This is a genomic window from Ferviditalea candida, from assembly GCF_035282765.1.
GTDB lineage: Bacteria > Bacillota > Bacilli > Paenibacillales > KCTC-25726 > Ferviditalea > Ferviditalea candida.
Genome location: NZ_JAYJLD010000006.1, coordinates 27,437 through 46,298 on the forward strand (window position 1 = coordinate 27,437; position 18,862 = coordinate 46,298).

Sequence of the window (18,862 nt, forward strand, 5' to 3'; positions counted from 1 at the left end):
ATACCTCCTCTAATATACTAACTATTTGATGATTGCGTTGGGATCGATGATCAGCGAAACCTGACCGTCGCCCAAAATGGTGGCTCCGGAAATGGCAAACAGATTTTTCAGATATTTTCCGAGAGATTTCAGGACGATTTCCTGTTGACCGATGAATTCGTCGACAAGCAGGGCGACCATTTTCTCGCCTTTTCGGATAACGACCGCTTCCAGTTCTTCACGATCCGGCTCCTGTCCTTCACGACAATCAAACAGCTCAGCCAATGAAACGACCGGGATGACGGTGTCCCGGAAATCAATCATCGGATCACCGTGAATCGTCCGAATATGATCTTTCTTCAGAATCGACGTTTCCACGATGGAGGATAACGGAATGGCGTAACGCTCCCCGCCGGCCTTGACCAGCATCGCAGAGATGATCGACAGCGTGAGCGGCAGTTGAACGGTAAATTTCGTGCCCTTGCCAGGCACTGAATCCACCGCTACATGCCCGCTGAGCGAGGCGATTTTGGATTTGACGACGTCCAGACCGACACCGCGCCCGGAAATATCGGAAATTTTGTCCGCCGTGCTGAACCCGGAGGCAAACAGCAGCTGATAGATTTCCAGATCAGTCATCTTGCCGGCTGCGTCTTTTGTGATCAGGCCGTTTTTCAAAGCGGTTTGTATCACTTTTTCTCGATTGATGCCTCGTCCGTCGTCTTCAATTTCAATAAACACGTAATTTCCGCTGTGGTAGGCACGCAGATGCACCTTGCCCGTTTCCGGTTTATTCGCGGCAATCCGATCAGCTACGGTTTCTATGCCGTGGTCGAGTGAATTTCTCAAGAGATGGACCAACGGGTCGCCAATTTCGTCGATGACGGTCCGGTCCAGTTCCGTTTCGGCGCCCGAAACGACCAGCTCGACCTTCTTTTCAAGCGTCCTGGCCAAATCGCGCACCATTCGGGGAAACCGGTTGAAAACCGTATCCACCGGCACCATCCGCAGGTTCAGCACAATATTCTGCAGATCCAGGCTTACCCTGGCAATATGTTCAACCGTCTCGGTCAACTCTTGATTTTTCATACCCTCTGCCAGCGACTCCAGCCGAACTCTGTCAATCAGCAGTTCGCTGAACAAATTCATCAGGGTATCCAGCCGATCGATATCCACCCGGATCGTGCGGGGCATCTGCGGCTGTTTCGCCTGCGCGGACGATTTGTCCGGAGCTTCCTTGGACCCAGCGGCAGCGGATAGATCGGATGCGGATGAACGTTCGGCGTGTTGAGGCTGTCCGCTTATTCTTTTATTCTTATCCTTTGACAGCTGCCGGAGCATTTCGGTTCCAACCGGGACGATCTGTACGGAGGAAATTTCCGAGATATTGCTGATTTGCTGTTCCAAGGAGGTCTGATCAAGTCTTGAAATATAATACACACTGAAGGATTGATCGAATTTTTCCTGCTCGATATCCTGAACGGAAGGCGATGATTGGACGACTTCCCCGTGGCGCTCCAGCAGATCAAAAACCATATAGGCACGCGCCGCCTTCAGAACGCAATTCTCGTGAACGGTCACTTTCACATAGAATACCATGCTCCCGGACTCGATCGACTGTTGAAGAATCGAGCTTTGAAATTCATCCAGATCCAAGCCCGCTTCACTGCTCTTTTCGAGCTGTTTGGTCGCGGCTGCCGGAACGGACGGAGGTGCTCCGGTGAGGATCGCCTTCAAATTGGACACAATCTCAGATACATCCAATTTGCCGGTGCCACCTTGGATGATGTCCTGTACCATCCCTTCCAAAGCATCCAAACTTCTGAACAAGCCGTCAAAAATAAAATTGTTCATTTGCAGCTTTCGGTTCCTTACCAAATCCAGCACGTTTTCCATCTCGTGAGTCAGCGAAGCCAAATCATCAAAACCCATTGAAGCCGACATGCCTTTGAGAGTATGCGCGGAGCGGAAAATGTTTTGAACAATGTCAATATCCTGCGGATTTTTCTCCAAAATCAGCAGATTTTCGTTTAACGCCTGCAGATGATCATTTGATTCATCAATAAACATCGACAAATATTGATTTTGTTCCAATGGTCTGCACCTCCTGTAATGCTCATTCTGTTGGTTCTTGGTTTACCCTTCGCGTGATGCGCGTCCACAGGGAGTGTTAAGGCTCCGGCCGCTGATGGGACATCACCGAATCCATAATTTTTTTCGAAATATGCTGCAGCGGAAGCAAATCCGTAACGCAGCCGAGTTCCACAGCCGATCTGGGCATTCCGTAGACGACGGCTGTCTCTTCCGATTCGGCTATGGTGGTGACGGCTCCGGCATCCTTCAACGCTTTCATTCCCTTGGCTCCGTCACTGCCCATACCCGTCATCAATACAACGTGCTTTATAAGCCCCCCCAGGGGAATGAGCGACTCAAACAATACATCGACGGAAGGACGGTGACCGTTGCGCGCCTCCTCCAACGTAAGTTGAATCCTCAATTCTCCGGCATGTCTGACTAACTTCATATGCGAGCCTCCGGGAGCGATGTATACGGTGCCGGCTTTCACAGATTCCCCGTCCTGAGCTTCGACAACATGCACTTCGCAGGAAGAATCCAACCGCTGAGCCAAGGATTTGGTGAATTTCGGCGGCATATGCTGGACGATGAGGATTGGAGCCGGAATGAGCGCCGGAATCCTGCTCAAGACCTGCTGCAGCGCTCTCGGCCCGCCCGTAGAAGTCCCGATGGCGACGATTTGCCGAATTGGTTCGGTTAGGCTGATCTGAGCTTTTGCCGCTTTGGTCTCCACTACCCCGGTATGTTCGAAGCTGATCGATTTGACTCGTGTTTCCACCGCAATTTTCAATTTTTCGATCAGTGTATTCTTGACCGAATAAAGATCCAGCGAAATGGAGCCGGAGGGCTTGCGAATAAAATCGACCGCTCCAAGCTCCAAAGCCATTATCGTTTCCCGTGCAGCTTCGTCGGCATAACTGCTCAACATGATAACAGGAACGGGATGACACTGCATAATCGCTTTAAGAGCTTCCAGGCCGTTCATTTCCGGCATCTCGATATCCATTGTAATGACGTCCGGCTGAATTTCAGCTATTCTTTCAAGCGCTTCCCTCCCGTTATTGGCGGCGTATACGACCTGAAACTCAGGGTCCTCCGAAATAAGATCAGTAATCAATTTGCGCATAAATGCCGAATCATCGACTACCATTACTCTGAATTTTTGCGCCATTTTTTCACTCCTCTAGGTTGCAGACGGCTTCGTGAACTTCTGCATTCACTTCATCAGTTGCACGAACTTGTTGATGAATGCTTTAAATCCTCCGCTGCTTTGTTCCCGCAAACGGCTTCCGGAAACAAAGTTTCCCGCCAGATCCTTGACACATTTGGCAGCTGAGCTGTTGGGATATGCGATGGAAAATGGAACTTGCTGCTTCACCGCTTTCATCACATGATGATCGTCGAGGATGTATCCCAAAGTCGTGAGATTGAGATCCAGAAATTGCTTGGCCACCATCGTGATTTTTTCCGCCGTCCGCTTCCCTTCCTTCAAGTCCGCAGCCCGGTTGACCACGAGGTGAAAAGGAACCGAGACATTCATGCCGCTGACCATCTTGATAATCGCATACGCATCTGTGATGGAGGTCGGTTCCGGAGTTGTTACGACAATCGTATCGTTCGCGGCGACAATGAATTTCAGCGTTTCTTTGGACAAACCCGCTCCCGTATCAAACAATATGTAATCGACATATCCCTCCAGTTCATCAACCTGTTGAAAAAAATACTCCAATTCGTCTTCTGAAAGCTTAAACAGATCATTAAATCCTGAACCGCCGGAAATAAATTTCAAATCGTTCATTCCGCTGCTGATAACTTCCCAGATGGTTTTCTGGCGGTTTAACAGATGGTAAAGCGTGTATTTTGGGGGGGTCCCCATCAAAACATCGATATTGGCAAAGCCGATATCGGCGTCAAACACCAGAACCTTATAACCCAACGACTTGAGGGATAATGCAAAATTCAAGGTGAAATTCGATTTGCCTACCCCGCCTTTACCGCTTGTAATCGTAATAATGCGAGTGGAGCGGGTATTCTCTTCATGATGGTTGTTGACAAGATTTCGAAGTCCTTGGGCTTGATCATTCATCAAGGATTCCCTCCAGAATCGTATCGACCAAATGTTCTTCATTCAGTTCAACGATATCATCCGGAACGTTTTGACCATTTGTGACATAGGACAGCTGCAACGAAAAATCGTGCATCAAATTGATAACCGATCCGTAGCTGTCCGTTTCATCCATTTTCGTAAACAGCAGTTTATCCAGTTTGAATTTCGAAAAGTTTTCGGTGATCAGATTCATATCCCGATACTTCGAAGTCATGCTGAGCACGAGATAGGTTTCGGCATTGCCGTCAGACTGCAGCAGACTGTTCAATTCGGAAACATACATTTCATTCCGGTAGTTGCGCCCGGCCGTATCCATAAAAATAAGATCCCTGTCGGAGAATTTTTGAAACGCCTTGGGCAGCTCCAACGGAGAAAAAACAACCTCAAGAGGCACGTTCAAGATCGTCGCATAGGTACGAAGCTGTTCAACAGCCGCGATGCGGTACGTATCGGAAGTGATGAACCCGACTTTTCGATTATGCTTCAGCACCTGCTCCGCAGCCAATTTGGCGATGGTCGTCGTTTTCCCTACCCCGGTAGGTCCCACAAAATGGGCGATGCGGGTTTCCTTTGAAATCCTTTTGGAGCCTCCGCGCTGCAGCATCCCGATCAACTGCTTTTTTACAAGCCCTACTGCTTGCTCTGAGGATAATTGGGCCGTCTGATCGCCGGCTTCTTCGACGGCTTTCAAAATCAGTGATTTCACCAGTACCGGCTCCACATCCTGTTCAAGCAGCCGGCGTTCGATCTTTTGCAGCACAGGAGGCAGCGCCGAATTCGCATTCACGGTCTGGGACCATGTTTGAAACAAATCCTTCATCTGCTTGATTTCAGCCAGAATCAAATCATCTGAACCGCGCTGATTTGCCTGATTGACTTTTACAGCAGCTTGCGCCTGAGCCTGACTCGTTCCCCTTGTTTCCTGAAGCGGGGCTCCGGAAAGCTGGGAATTCTGGACTCCTGCGGCAATAAAAGCCGCCGCCTGTTCCTCCCGAGCCGTCAGCGAACCGGAAGAACCGTATGATCCCGATGCTCCATGGGATCCCAAGGATCCTGAAACACGCGGCTGAACCGTAGGCGTATCTGTTGCAGCAATGACTTCGATTTTCTTTTTGCCGAATAAACCGAAAATTCCGCCGGAACGGGTTTCCTTGGTATTGAGAATAACCGCATCCTTCCCCAAATCTCCGCGTATTTTTTGCAAAGCCTCCGGCATATTATCGACAACATATCTTTTGACTCTCACAGATTCACCACCCCTACGCTGTGTATTTCAACATTGGGCTCCAGTTCGTTATATGACAGTACCGGAATATCCTGCACTTGTCTTTCCAGCAGCTGGCGCAAATACATGCGGATCGAAGGAGATGCCAGTATGATCGGCTGCAATCCGGATTGCAGCAATTTTTTGGTCTGTTCGGCCACAGTTTGATAGATAAGCTGGGAAGAATTGGGATCTATGGCCAAGTAGGTTCCGTTTTCCGTATGCTGGATCGATTCTGATATCTTTTTTTCCAAAGCCGGTCCCACCGTAATCACTTTCAGAGAGTCCCCCGTATGCAGGAACTGCTGGGTGATTTGCCGTGACAATGCCTGACGGACGTATTCTGTCAAGATTTCCGTATCCTTGGTGAGATGACCGTAATCGGCCAATGTCTCAAAAATCGTGACCAGATCGCGGATCGAGATCTTTTCCTTCAGGAGCTTGGCCAGTACTTTCTGAACGTCACCAATCGACAATATATTTGGAATCAATTCGTCGACAAGTGTCGAATAAGATTCCTTCAAATTATCGATAAGCGCCTTCGTTTCCTGCCGACCGACCAATTCATGGGAGTGCTTCTTGATAATTTCGGTTAAATGGGTCGCGACAACGGAAGGCGGGTCGACAACAGTGTATCCGGCAAGCTCGGCTCTTTCTTTGGTCGCCTCATCGATCCATAAGGCAGGAAGTCCGAATGCCGGCTCGACCGTCTCAATTCCGGTTACGGAATCGTCATCGATTCCCGGACTCATTGCCAGGTAGTGATTAAGTAATAATTCACCGCGAGCTACCATATTTCCTTTTATTTTGACAATATATTCATTCGGTTTTAGCTGAATATTGTCGCGAATTCGGATAACCGGCACGACAAGCCCGAGTTCCAGGGCGCACTGCCTGCGGATCATGATGATTCTATCCAGCAAATCCCCGCCCTGCTGCGTATCCGCGAGCGGGATCAAACCGTATCCAAATTCAAATTCGATGGGATCGACATGAAGCAGATTCATGACGCTTTCCGGACTTCGCACCTCCTCAATCTGCTGCTCCTCTTCCAATTCATACTCTTCAACTTGCTTTTTATCGAGATTCTTCTGCATTCGGTAACCGGCAAACACCAGCAGCCCGGACATGAGCAGCGAAGGAAACTTGCTGATGGGCGTGAACAGTCCCAGCAGCCCGATCGTACCGGCGACAATATACAACAATCTGGGATATATAAAGATTTGCGAAGTAATATCCGAAGCCAGGTTTCCGTCGGAAGCTGCTCGGGTAACGATCAAGCCGGTCGCGGTGGAAATCAGCAGCGCCGGGATCTGACTGACCAGACCGTCGCCTATCGTCAGTACGGAAAACTTGCTTAAGGATTCGGTAAACGATAAATGGTGAATCGCCATCCCTATAACAAAGCCGCCTAAAAGATTAACAATCAGAATTACGATGCCGGCAATTGCGTCACCCTTTACAAACTTGCTCGCACCGTCCATCGCCCCGTAAAAATCGGCTTCCCTCTGGATGTTTTCCCTTCTTTGCCGAGCCTCTTGTTCATTGATCATGCCTGCGTTCAAATCCGCATCGATGCTCATCTGCTTCCCAGGCATTGCATCCAGCGTGAATCTTGCGGCAACCTCGGCCACGCGCTCGGAACCTTTGGTAATGACAATAAACTGGACGATGACCAAGATGAGGAAGACGACAAAGCCCACCACAATTTCCCCGCCGGCAACAAACGAACCGAACGTCTGGACCACGCTTCCCGCTTCTCCATGAGCCAAGATATTGCGCGTCGTGGAAACGTTCAACGCCAATCGAAACAAAGTCGTCACCAGCAATAGCGACGGAAAAACGGAAAACTGCAGAGCTTCCTTTGTATTCATGGAAACGAGAAGAATGACCAATGCCAAAGAAATGTTGAGAATCAGAAGGAAGTCTAGCAGATGGATATTGATCGGCACAACCATCATCATCACGATGCCGATGACGCCAATCAAAACCATGAGGTCGCGGACCTTCACTGGATCCTCTCCTTTCGCGCGTTATCGGAAAATCAAACCGCTTTTCCTTTTAATTTATACACATGGGCCAGAACTTCGGCAACGGCCTGGAACAACGCCTCGGGAATCGATTCCCCGATTTCCACCTGCTCGAACAATGCCCTGGCCAAAGGTTTATTTTCCATGATCATCACGTCATTCTCCTGGGCGACTTGTTTAATTTTCAGCGCAACGTAATCCTGGCCTTTGGCGACCACAGTCGGAGCCGTCATTTTTCCGGATTCATATTGGATGGCTACTGCAAAGTGCGTAGGGTTGGTAATGACCACATCCGCTCTGGGCACTTCCTGCATCATCCGTTGGAGCGCCATTCTTCTTTGTTTTTCCCGGATTTTGCCCTTGATCAACGGGTCGCCTTCCGATTTTTTATGTTCATCCTTGATATCCTGCTTGGACATTTTCAGGCTCTTTTCATGCTCATAACGCTGGTAGAAAAAATCGAACACAGCGAGAATAATCAGCGTAACGGCAATTTTGATGCCCAACATCAAGGTTACATTCGAAGCGTATTGCAGAATTCCGGATATCGGCATATGGGACAACGAGACAATTTGCGCGCGCTCCCCCCACAGCGAGGAATAAACGACCATTGCGATCACCGACATCTTGAGCATCGATTTCAGGAATTCCACCAAAGAACGAAGTGATACAATTTTTTTTAAGCCTTCCAAAGGGTTGAGCTTATTCAATTTCGGCATGAGCGGGTCGGCCGTGATCAGAAAACCGACTTGCAGGTAATTGCCGATCAGCCCGATAACGACAGCCATTAACATGAATGGCCCCACGATGAGCATCAGTTGATAGGCAAGCTTGGAAAAGAGCGAAAGGACATTCTGCTGCGTCAAATTCCAAAGCATGTAATCGTTGAAGTACTCCGTGAATATCCGAAAAATATGCTCCTTGAAATAACCCCCGAAAAACAACAGAAATAAAAATCCAAACAGCAGAATAAATGCTCCTGGAAGCTCGTGGCTTTTGGCGACCTGTCCTTTTTGTCTGGAATCCTGTCTTTTCTTGGGTGTCGCCTTTTCGGTTTTTTCCTGCGCAAACAGCTGAAGGTCCAAAGCCAAAGGGAATTTGTTCAAGCTTTCCCCTCCCGGAAGGTTATCCTACTTTTTGAAAAAGTCCATAATCCGGTAAAGCGAATCGAACATGTTCTTGAATAAATCCTGGAACAAAAACAGAAAACCCGGAATCAGTATTGTCAGCATGACCAAACCCACCAAAATTTTGACCGGAATGCCGACCACGAAAATGTTGAATTGCGGAGCCGTCCGGGCCAAGACGCCTAACGCGACATCCACCAGAAACATGGTAACCACCATGGGTGCGGCCATTTGAAAGGCGAGATAAAACATAGTCGCCAATGATTGCACCAATAAATCGGCAATGCTTCTATCCTGCAAATGATGAAACAGTTGATTATCGAGCGGAATCCAATCATAGCTTTGCATGATCGCCCTCAGCAGTGCATGATGCCCGTTCAGCGACAAAAACAGCAGAATCGCGACCATATACTTCAAGTTGCCGAAAACGGGACTTTGCACCCCGGTAAGCGGATCGATGACGTTGGCGATGCCGAATCCCATCTGAAGATCGATAAATGAGCCAGCCACCTGAACCACCGTAAAAAACAAGTATGCGGTAAAGCCTAGCAGCAAGCCTACCAGAACTTCTCTCACAATGCTGAGTATGTAAGCGACATCGACGGCAACGGGATGAACCTCCCCCAACGACATGAAAATCAGCAAACTCACATAAAACGACAAACCGATTTTAAAAGGTAGCGGAACCCCCCTGGAAGAAAACACAGGCGCTGCAACAAAAAATGAGGTGATTCGAATAAGAATCAAAAAAAAATTTGGCAGAAACTCGAACAGAATCTGCAATCGAACCACAGCCTATCCGATAAATTGATAGAGATGTCCTAACAAATTTTGCGTGTAATCAATCAATGTGGTCAAAATCCAAGGTCCGAAAAACAACAGCGCCAGCAGCACCGCAACGATTTTCGGCACAAAAGCAAGCGTCTGCTCCTGGATCTGCGTCGTTGCCTGAAAAATGCTGATGAGCAGCCCCACCACCAATGCGACAATAAGCATCGGTGCGCTTGCTTTCAATACGACATACACGGCTTGTCCGGCCAAACGGATAACGAATTCAGCGCTCATGGCAAATCCCCATCGCAAAAAATTTCAGTTATGTATGAAAGCTCAGCAGCAGCGATTGAATGACCAAATGCCAACCGTCTACCATAATAAACAGCAAGATTTTGAACGGCAGCGAGATCATGACCGGCGGAAGCATCATCATCCCCATGGACATGAGCACGCTCGCGACGATCATATCAATCACAAGGAACGGGATAAAGATCATGAATCCCATTTGAAACGCCGTTTTCAGTTCACTGATCGCGAATGCGGGAATCAGTGTGGTCAACGGGATGCCTTCATAGGTTTTCGGTTTTTCCGCTTTGGAATACTCCATGAATAAAAGCAGATCCTTCTTTCGCGTCTGCATATACATGAACTTTTTCATCGGATTCGCCGCTTTCTGCAGCGCTTCGGTTTGCGAGATCTGGTTGTTCAAAAAGGGCTGCAGAGCCGTTTGGTTGATTTCGTTCAATGTCGGAGACATGACGAACAGAGTGAGAAACAATGCCAGCCCGACGAGCACTTGATTCGGGGGCATTTGCTGAGTTGCCAATGACGTTCTGATAAATCCCAAAACAATAATAATCCGTGTAAAACTGGTCATCAAAACGACAATGGCCGGTGCCAGGCTCAAGATTGTAATCAACAGAATGATCGAAATGGTATTGGAAACATCCGCCGGCTTGTTTGACGGAGAAAACGGGAGTCCCGGAATTTGGAACGGATCGGCAGCAAAGGCCGAATGAGAAATCATGAAAAACAAGAACAAGGCCAACGCTGTCGACGTCAAATAGCGAATGCGCATCATTGCTCGTCAGACCTGTCTTTCACAAAGGATTGCTCATTTCGCATCTGATCCGCAATTTGCTGGCGCTGAGTCAAATTTTTCATTTTGCTTTGGAAAATATCCTGAAAAGAATGCTTCATATTTTCATCCCGCTCTTCCTGTCCGACGATTTCCGCATGCTGGGTGCCCTGAAACCAAATGAGTTGTTTGAACCGATGAATCCAAGATAAAAAGAATTCCTTGCCGGTTCCGGATCCGTTCAACAGCAATGAGTCGGCCAACCGCTGAACTTCTTCCGGATCATCAATTTTGTCGATTAATCGGATGTCTTCCCCTACTCCGATCATATAGATCTTTTGCCCGATTTCCACGATTTGCAAAGACTTGTTCTGCCCCAGAGGAACCCCGCCCAAGATTCGGATCGTCCGATTGGACATAAAGCTCCTGTTCTTGAAAGCCAAAAACCGAATAAGCAGGATGATCAATCCGATGATCACGACAAGCGCAATGACTACCGTCAGCAAACTGCCGATATAGCTTCCGACGTACGAATTATCTCCTGTCCCGCCATCCCCAAGCCCCGCAGGATCTCCAGCGCCTTCCGCAAACGCAGTCGTCAGATCGTTCGGCAAAAGCCATAAGCCTATCCCTAACAACCGAAGTGAAATTCTATGCGCACGCTGCAATAAAATGTTCCTTCCCCCGTTGAATAGCATGATCCGCTATCAGCCGATCGTTTTTTTGATGGCTTCGATCACTCGGTCTGCCTGGAAGGGTTTGACGATAAAATCTTTGGCGCCGGCTTGGATCGCATCGATGACCATCGCCTGCTGGCCCATTGCCGAGCACATAATCACCTTGGCGTTGCCGTCAATTTTTTTGATTTCCTTAAGCGCGCTGATTCCATCCATTTCAGGCATCGTAATGTCCATCGTCACCAAATCCGGCGTCAATTCCTTGTATTTTTCAACGGCTTGGGCGCCATCGTTTGCCTCGCCGACGACTTCAAACCCGTTCTTAGAAAGGATGTCTTTGATCATCATCCTCATAAACGCTGCATCATCCACTACTAAAATCCTGTTAGCCATTGTTTATCCTCCTAATAAAATAATTTTCAATTATTGCAATTTTTGAATGCGGTCGATCTGGCTGATAATATCGGTGACACGAACACCGAAATTCTCGTCGATGACCACAACTTCCCCTTTGGCAATCAACACGTTGTTTACAAGGATATCGACGGGTTCACCCGCGAGCTTGTCCAGCTCAATGATCGAGCCCGTTGATAAATCCAAAATGTCCTTGATCAATTTTTCGGTCCTGCCGAGCTCCACAGTCACCTTCAGCGGAATATCCAACAACAGGTTCAAATTCGATGTATCCGCAAAATTGGCGGGAATGTCGTTGAAATTCGTATACTGTACCGGCTGCACGTTAATGTTCCGATTCGGCCGAGCCATTCCGTAATCGGGTCCGGGCATCCGCTGCGGCGGCTGCTGGTATGGTGGATACGGCTGCTGGTACGGTTGTTGAAACGATTGCTGATATCCCTGCTGCGGATAAGGCGGCGGTGAATACGTCGGTTGTGCCTGCTGCGGCGGCAAAGATCCTGCTGCCGGAATTTCTGCAGTGCTGGGTACCGATGCCGAAACGGGCTGCGGCTCTGCCGAGGCTGAGGTTTCAGCCGCTGCGCTGGCTTCCGCCGAATCTCCGCTGCCTCCCATCAGGCTGGATACCAGTTCCTTGGCGAATGAAACCGTCAAAAGCTGCATGATGCTTGAATCTATCAGATCCCCGATAATCAGCCGAAATGATATTTTTACAAATACGTCATCCGGAGGAAACGTCTCCGCGCTGCCGCTTTCGGATAAATCAAATACATTGATGCCCGGCGGAGAGATGTTGACAAATCGATTGAAAATGGTGGACATCGATGTTGCCGAAGATCCCATCATTTGGTTCATCGCTTCCTGAACGGCACTGATATGGATTTCGTTCAATTCGATACCAGACTCGACCTTGCCTTCTCCCCCCAGCATCAAATCGGCGATGACCTGAGCATCTTCCGTTTTGATCACCAGCAAATTGATGCCTTGAAATCCTTCGACATAATTGACATGCACCGCAACATGCGGTTGGGGAAACTCTTCCTCCAGCTGTGTCCTGGCAATCACTGAAACCTTCGGAGTCGTAATATCCACCTTCCTGCCTAAAAGAGCGGAAAGGGCCGTCGCCGCGCTGCCGAAAGTAATATTGCCGATCTCTCCCAACGCATCTTGTTCCAGAGGAGACAAATAATCGTCGACTTCCACGCTGGTTCCGGAAGATTCCTTCAGGCTGTCACCTTCAGCCGCCTTACTTAATAAAGCGTCTATTTCTTCCTGCGACAAATAATCTTTATTATTCGCCATGGCCCTCTTCTCCTTCTTCGAAAATCTCGGAAATTTGAACGGCTAACCTGCCTTTAAAAGTTCCGGGATTACCGGTAAATTTCAATTTGTTTCCCACCTTTATCTGCAGGTCTTCATGAATGCTCTTGTCCAGGGAGATCACATCTCCTACAGCAAGATTGATAAATTCCCTGATTGACAATTGGGATTGGCCCAACTCTGCAACAATCGGAAGTTTGGCTTTGGAAACTCTCCCCTCCAATGCGGAGACTTCTTCAGGCGCCCTGCTTTTCTTCTGGGAGACAAACCAGTGATGCACGGACAATCTGGGCATAATCGGTTCCAAAACGACGTGCGGTATGCATAAATTGATCATGCCCGACGTATCGCCGATTTTGGTGCTCAACGAGATTAAGGCAATCGTCTCGTTGGGAGACACCAACTGCAAAAACTGTGGATTCGTTTCCAGCGCTTCCATCCTTGGCTGGATATCGTACACGGTCTTCCAGGCTTCCTGCAAGCTGTCGAACGTTCTGCTGAAGATCCGTTCCATGATGACCGTTTCGATTTCCGTCAGCGCGTTGACTTTGGACGGCGACATTCCCTGTCCCCCCAAAAGCCTGTCCAGCATCGCAAAGGCCACATTGGGATGCACTTCCAACACCATTCGCCCTTCAAGCGGTTCGGCTTCAAACACATTCAAAATCGTCATTTTGGGAACCGAGCGAATAAACTCATCATACGGCAGCTGATCCACACTGACGACATTTATATGTACAAATGTACGAAGCTGCGCCGAGAAATAAGTCGTTAAGTATCGTGCGAAATTCTCATGAATTCTCGTCAAACTGCGAATGTGATCCTTGGAAAACCTGACGGCTCTCTTAAAATCATAGACTCTGATTTTCTTTTGCGTTTCTTCTTTCTTGAGTTCTTCGGCATCCATTTCCCCGGAAGAGAGTGCTGCCAGAAGAGCGTCGATTTCATTCTGCGATAATACGTCAACCACGATGAACCACCTCCTAATGAGCCGCCCCAGAATCTGAAATCATGAGAGTACAAAGTTGGTGATATTGATATGTGTGATTTTGCCCTCTGTTAATATGGCGTTGATCTTATTCATCAGTGTGGTGCTCAGAAAATCCTTGCCTTTGCTGCCCTGGATTTGGTCCGGCGTCAAATCGGAAAGCGTTTCGATGACAATCGCCTTCGCTTTGAAATCGAGCAGTTGAAATTCGTCTCTTGCTTTAACGCTATCCAATTCGAAAGCGAAGCTGATTTTAATGAATTCTTTGGTCGCCAAATTGGTCAGAACGTCATCCATCTTGTAAGTCATATCGCTGATTTCTTTGGCGCTTAATGCTTTGGGCTTCACGGAATTGACGGAATTGATCGCCTGCTTGTTCGGGTCTGCCGACTGGGACGATTTGTTGTCCAAATATGTCCATAAAATAAACGCAGCTCCGACAATTAGCGTGATGGACACCAAAATAATGATGACCCACGGCAACATTTTTTTAATCACTGCGAACCCTCCGTATCCTGATTCATGATAGCCAAACGGACTGAACCGATGGAGCGCATATAATTTTTGATTAAGCCGATCACATCGGAAACCTTCTCAAGCACAATTATTTTTTTTCCCGTTGTCAATGTGATCAGCGTATCCGGTGTCGCCTCAACGGATTCAACCAACAGCGCGTTTACGGTAATTTGAGTACCGTTCATGCGGGTTAAGGTAATCATGCCGACCCCCCTCAAACTGAAAAGCTGGGTTCGGGGAAAATCTCACTTTTCCCCGAACTGCCTGTCAATTGCTTTAACGTTTCAAGTTAACGATTTCCTGCAAAATTTCGTCCGATGTGGTGATGATTCTGGAGTTTGCCTGAAAACCGCGCTGCGCAACGATCATCTCGGTAAATTCGTTGGTCAGGTCAACGTTTGACATTTCCAACTGCCCCGAAATAATCGCTCCCGTTCCGGCGGTCGCATCATTCGCTTGAGAGATCGTAAGCGCTCCGTCCAAAACCGCATTCGGAGTGCTGCGGTACAGATTGCCTCCGATCTTATCCAATCCGGCCGGATTGGTCACCTTGACCACACCGATACTGACACCTGTCGGCTGTGTGGTGCCGTCAGCAAGCACGGAAATAATTTCCCCGTTCTGTGAAATGGTGAAAGCAGTGACATCCTCCCCAAGCTGAATCGGTGCTCCGGTTGTGTCGAGAACCAGCATCCCGTCCGGATTAACCAGTTTGCGCTCGGCATCCAATGTAAAATTGCCAGCGCGGGTCAAATAGGGGACTTGCTGATCCGGTGAAGCCTTAACGGCAAAAAATCCATCGCCATCAATCCGGAGATCGGTAACGACATTGGTCGTCATCGCGCTCCCGGGTGTGTGAACGGTATCGATTGCCCCGATGGAGACGCCCAGACCCACCTGCTTTGAGTTGATTCCGCCTTTGCCGTCTACCGGGGCGGTGACGCCCGCCATGGTTTGGCTCAAAATATCCTTGAACATCACCCGGCCTGATTTAAAACCGATTGTGTTCACATTGGCGATATTGTTTCCGATAACATCCAATTTCGTTTGAAATCCGCGCATCCCGGAAATACCGGAATATAACGATCTCAACATATACCCGTTCCTCCTTTTGTGTGTTCCCTTGTTTTAGCAGCATTTCATTCATTTGTCCGCTTCGGTCATTCCGCGGACCAAGGGCTTCCATAAACGGGCCGGCCCTGAATTTCAAGAAACGATCACTGCGCTGTCAATTTGCGTAAAAACATTATCCTTCATAGATACGCCGTCCATTGCCGTTACGACCGTCCTGTTCTTTACATTGACGATAAAGGCCATGTCCTGGAGCAGGATAAGCGATTCCTTGGCTCCTTTTGCAGCGGCTTTGTCAATCGCGGAATCAATTTTGGCCAACTGCTCGGATCCCAGCGTAATTCCCCGTTGCCGAAGCCGGAGTTCCGCATGCTGACTCAGCCGGACGAACTGTTCGCGAAAAACCTGATTGAACGGCTTATACTCGGCTGCAACTGCTTCCGAGTGGCTTACGCTTCGGTCCGAACGGACAGACCCGGGCGGCAGCACATTCGGATAGAGCTGGCCAATTTTCATTCGATCCGTCATAGCTTCCTCTAGCCCGATATTTTGACAATCTGGTCCAGAGGTATTTCCTCTCCTTTCACTTGAGCATACTGCTGGCCATCTTTGACAATGATCGCATCGACCAACCCAGATGCAACCTGAACGGATGTTCCGCTGCCGGTCGTCCAGCTAACCGATTTGCCGATCAATCCGGAAGCAAATCCTAATGACTGTCTCAGAAGCTTCATATCGCTGGCCATATTCGTGATTTGCTCGACCGAAGTGAACTGGGCCATTTGGGCAATAAAATCCTTATCCTGCAAAGGCTGCATAGGATCCTGATTTTTAAGCTGTTCCACCAGGATTCTCAAAAAATCATCCTTGCCGAGCGAATTTCCGTTTTTGGTTGTCACAGTGCTGTTATTCGACTGCGAATATGACGGCCAAACAGCAGTCCCCTGCACAGAACTTGCCAATGCCTTCACCTCCCGAAAGGGTTGTCATTTACTAGACCGTTGCATAAAATGAGCTTCCGTATGCCGCCGATTTCTGCATCGAGCCTTCATCCCACTGCGTCAGCATCGTTTCGTTGAAGCTGTCGTAAGCGAGTTCCTGTTTTTTGCTCGGCTGTCTAAAAAACTGTCGGGCAGAGGATTGATCTCTGTGATCTTGGAACAAACTTGTTTGAACGCCGTTTTGCTGCGTGACTTCCAATTTTTCCACCTGAAGCCCGTGATTTTGCAGCGCCGCCCTCAATTGAGGCATCTGGCTTTCCAGCATATCCTTAGCATGAAGCGTATCGGCAACAAACTGTGCAATCATCTGTCCGTTATGCATCGTAATCCGCACATCCAGTTTACCGAGATGCTCGGGCACAAGCGTTATGCGAGCTTCCGAAATGCCGTCTAGTTGGGATATTTTCATGTTTTTGAGCATTACCCGGCTCATATCCTCAACAAACTGCTGCGCTTGAACGACCGGCAGGGTTGGTTTTGCAGTCCCAGCCGCAGAGCGGTTGTTGAACATCGTCTCGACGTATGAGGGAAGAACCGTTTTCCCGTCAAGCGAAACCGGCTCCCCGGTTCCCTTGGCTTCCTCAGCCTTTTGATCAACAAGCGGACGCATCACTTTTGAGCTCAAGTCCATTGCTTTGAGCAAAGCGATCGGATGCTGCCGGACGATATTCACCTGCGGTTCCACCGCCGTCTGAGTCAGTTCGGCGGCAGCGCCTTTGGCGGATGCTGACGACAAGCTTTCGGGGTTGGAGATATTCATATTCAAAGGAGGGGTTCTTTTGGACGAAACGATATTGACGTTTAGTCCTTCAGTTCCCTGTCCGGATGAAAGATTCGGAAGATTCCCCTGATCGCGCTTGATGCTCCCGATCCCCAGATCCGCAAATACCGACTGAAGCGCAGCCTTCAAATCCGTCTCCAAGCGGACTGCCGGAAACGGAGCTGAGCCATCAGCCGGAGCGGACTTCACAGCCAATTGCTTCAGGATCATCTTCATTTGCTCCTGAGAGATGGGTACGGGCTGATCTTCCCCCAGCGCTGCAAGCTCCTGCACAGAGAATACGGCTGCCAACGGATTGGCCGACTGATCGGCATTCGGATTCATCGCAAGAATAACCCTGGCCGTTTCGTTCAACCAGCTCTGAAGGGCCGGATTGCCGACGATGGCTTTCTGGAGTGCGGACGACTGTTGGGAGAGCGCATCCGTTAGGGAAGATGCCGTCTTTTTCGGATCACCTTGTTCAAGCTGCGGCAGCACATTCAGCAGCAGGTAGAGTGGAATGCCTCCCAGCATCGCAAGCAGATCGGGCGAATCGGCGGCATCGCTGTCCTTTTGCCCCGATACGGCATTCTGAAGCACAGCGGCAAAAGGCTTGACCGGTTTTCCATTGACCGACGTGACCGCCGCGCCTTCAACGGCAGACTGTCCTGAAGATGTATTCTGGGAAGCTGCGGTTTTCTGCAGAACCGTTGGATTCATGGTTGCTGTATTCATAATTATCACCTCCTTTCAATGGATTTGCGTTGATTATTGGCCCAATTTCAACACGATTTTAGCCGCGTCAGTCCTTGAAATATCCGAGATTGCGCCTAAAATTTTCGAACGGGTGGGCGTGTCCAAAGAACCCAAAATCGAAAGAACTTTTGTTTCATTAACCGGAAGCATCTCCAGCAGAACGACTGCAGCGTTTTTCGGCGTCATCCCGGCAAACGTTTGGGCCAGTTGCTGAACGTCGATTTTGGCTGTTTGCCCGCCGGCCGTTTTGGATAAGTCCAGCCGCGCCTGCAAGGCGGCAATCTCCCTGTCCTTCACGGGCACGATATCCTTAAGCTGAATGGATGCATCAGCCGCAATCTTAGGGTCCATCTTTTCCATCACGTTCACCCGATCCTGCTCATTCATCTGTCCGAGAACCAGCACCAATTCCGGCAGCGTCAAATTCTCAAGGATCGGCGCCGCTTTGCTGGGGTTCATTTTGGCATAGATGTTGGCCAGGCTTTTAATTTGCTGATCATATTCTTCAGCGCTTTGCTTTTTTGTCTGCAAATCCTGCTGCAATTGATCAATTTTCGCTTGAAGCTCTTTGATCGTTTGATCCTTCTGCCGACTGGAATCCGTCAGCTTTTTCAATTCCGCCTCTTTATCGGTAAACGCGTTTTTGAGCTTGACGACTTCCTCTTTGGTCATCTTATCGGTTCCAGCTAAGGCGCTGTTTTCCGAAGTGTTCGCGGAAGTTGGTTTAGGATCGGGAATCACCTTGTTGAGAATCGGGATCGAATTAGCTGCTTTCAAGGCCGAATTCATCACGTCGTAACCGAAAAAAGAAAGCAGCACCCCGGTCAAGATCACCAGAAAAATAAAAGGGATCAAGAATATGTACAAAAAACGTTCGAATGAGCTGTATGAGGTTTTTTCCGCTTCCACATTTGCCATTTTCCC

20 protein-coding genes are annotated in these 18,862 nt (G+C 48.9%); all 20 read right to left on the reverse strand.

Features of this window, described 5'->3' with window-relative positions:
* Window positions 1–21: 21 nt before the first annotated feature.
* Complete coding sequence (locus VF724_RS05685; RefSeq protein WP_371753261.1) at window positions 22–2,073, reverse strand: chemotaxis protein CheA; 2,052 nt, start codon at window positions 2,071–2,073, stop codon at window positions 22–24.
* Window positions 2,074–2,149: 76 nt separating this feature from the next.
* Window positions 2,150–3,226 (reverse strand): protein-glutamate methylesterase/protein-glutamine glutaminase, encoded by a 1,077-nt coding sequence (locus VF724_RS05690; RefSeq protein WP_371753262.1) that lies wholly within the window; start codon window positions 3,224–3,226, stop codon window positions 2,150–2,152.
* A gap of 45 nt (window positions 3,227–3,271) precedes the next feature.
* Complete coding sequence (locus VF724_RS05695; RefSeq protein WP_371753263.1) at window positions 3,272–4,141, reverse strand: MinD/ParA family protein; 870 nt, start codon at window positions 4,139–4,141, stop codon at window positions 3,272–3,274.
* Complete coding sequence (gene flhF / locus VF724_RS05700) at window positions 4,134–5,408, reverse strand: flagellar biosynthesis GTPase FlhF (protein WP_371753264.1); 1,275 nt, start codon at window positions 5,406–5,408, stop codon at window positions 4,134–4,136. The genes VF724_RS05695 and flhF overlap by 8 nt, the downstream gene beginning before the upstream one ends.
* Window positions 5,405–7,420: a flagellar biosynthesis protein FlhA gene (gene flhA, locus VF724_RS05705; protein WP_371753383.1), complete on the reverse strand. Its 2,016-nt coding sequence runs from the start codon at window positions 7,418–7,420 to the stop codon at window positions 5,405–5,407. The genes flhF and flhA overlap by 4 nt, the downstream gene beginning before the upstream one ends.
* A 50-nt stretch (window positions 7,421–7,470) precedes the next feature.
* The gene (gene flhB / locus VF724_RS05710; RefSeq protein WP_371753265.1) at window positions 7,471–8,562 is read right to left on the reverse strand and encodes a flagellar biosynthesis protein FlhB; all 1,092 of its coding nucleotides are present in this window, start codon (window positions 8,560–8,562) and stop codon (window positions 7,471–7,473) included.
* Window positions 8,563–8,586: 24 nt separating this feature from the next.
* Entirely contained in the window at window positions 8,587–9,366 is a 780-nt protein-coding gene (gene fliR, locus VF724_RS05715; protein WP_371753266.1) for a flagellar biosynthetic protein FliR, read from the reverse strand.
* Between the two features lie 12 nt (window positions 9,367–9,378).
* A complete protein-coding gene (fliQ, locus tag VF724_RS05720; protein ID WP_371753267.1) occupies window positions 9,379–9,648 on the reverse strand; it encodes a flagellar biosynthesis protein FliQ in 270 nt (89 codons plus the stop codon).
* 28 nt (window positions 9,649–9,676) lie between these two features.
* Window positions 9,677–10,438, reverse strand: coding sequence for a flagellar type III secretion system pore protein FliP (gene fliP / locus VF724_RS05725; RefSeq protein WP_371753268.1), 762 nt, complete (start codon window positions 10,436–10,438; stop codon window positions 9,677–9,679).
* Window positions 10,435–11,049: a flagellar biosynthetic protein FliO gene (locus VF724_RS05730; protein ID WP_371753269.1), complete on the reverse strand. Its 615-nt coding sequence runs from the start codon at window positions 11,047–11,049 to the stop codon at window positions 10,435–10,437. Before VF724_RS05730 ends, fliP begins: the two co-directional genes overlap by 4 nt.
* A gap of 93 nt (window positions 11,050–11,142) precedes the next feature.
* Window positions 11,143–11,505, reverse strand: coding sequence for a response regulator (locus VF724_RS05735; protein ID WP_371753270.1), 363 nt, complete (start codon window positions 11,503–11,505; stop codon window positions 11,143–11,145).
* 30 nt (window positions 11,506–11,535) lie between these two features.
* On the reverse strand, window positions 11,536–12,828 hold the full coding sequence (gene fliY, locus VF724_RS05740) for a flagellar motor switch phosphatase FliY (protein WP_371753271.1): 1,293 nt from the start codon (window positions 12,826–12,828) through the stop codon (window positions 11,536–11,538).
* Window positions 12,818–13,816: a flagellar motor switch protein FliM gene (gene fliM / locus VF724_RS05745; protein WP_371753272.1), complete on the reverse strand. Its 999-nt coding sequence runs from the start codon at window positions 13,814–13,816 to the stop codon at window positions 12,818–12,820. Before fliM ends, fliY begins: the two co-directional genes overlap by 11 nt.
* 39 nt (window positions 13,817–13,855) lie before the next feature.
* The gene (locus VF724_RS05750) at window positions 13,856–14,332 is read right to left on the reverse strand and encodes a flagellar basal body-associated FliL family protein (protein ID WP_371753273.1); all 477 of its coding nucleotides are present in this window, start codon (window positions 14,330–14,332) and stop codon (window positions 13,856–13,858) included.
* The gene (locus tag VF724_RS05755) at window positions 14,329–14,553 is read right to left on the reverse strand and encodes a flagellar FlbD family protein (RefSeq protein ID WP_371753274.1); all 225 of its coding nucleotides are present in this window, start codon (window positions 14,551–14,553) and stop codon (window positions 14,329–14,331) included. The genes VF724_RS05750 and VF724_RS05755 overlap by 4 nt, the downstream gene beginning before the upstream one ends.
* A gap of 73 nt (window positions 14,554–14,626) precedes the next feature.
* Window positions 14,627–15,445 carry a flagellar basal body rod protein FlgG gene (flgG, locus tag VF724_RS05760; RefSeq protein WP_371753275.1) on the reverse strand — a complete coding sequence of 273 codons (819 nt, stop codon included), beginning with the start codon at window positions 15,443–15,445 and terminating at the stop codon, window positions 14,627–14,629.
* 111 nt (window positions 15,446–15,556) lie between these two features.
* Window positions 15,557–15,949 (reverse strand): TIGR02530 family flagellar biosynthesis protein, encoded by a 393-nt coding sequence (locus tag VF724_RS05765; protein ID WP_371753276.1) that lies wholly within the window; start codon window positions 15,947–15,949, stop codon window positions 15,557–15,559.
* Between the two features lie 8 nt (window positions 15,950–15,957).
* A complete protein-coding gene (locus VF724_RS05770; protein ID WP_371753277.1) occupies window positions 15,958–16,383 on the reverse strand; it encodes a flagellar hook capping FlgD N-terminal domain-containing protein in 426 nt (141 codons plus the stop codon).
* 31 nt (window positions 16,384–16,414) lie between these two features.
* Entirely contained in the window at window positions 16,415–17,917 is a 1,503-nt protein-coding gene (locus VF724_RS05775; protein ID WP_371753278.1) for a flagellar hook-length control protein FliK, read from the reverse strand.
* A 33-nt stretch (window positions 17,918–17,950) separates the two neighbouring features.
* A complete protein-coding gene (locus VF724_RS05780; protein ID WP_371753279.1) occupies window positions 17,951–18,856 on the reverse strand; it encodes a MotE family protein in 906 nt (301 codons plus the stop codon).
* Between the last annotated feature and the right edge of the window lie 6 nt (window positions 18,857–18,862).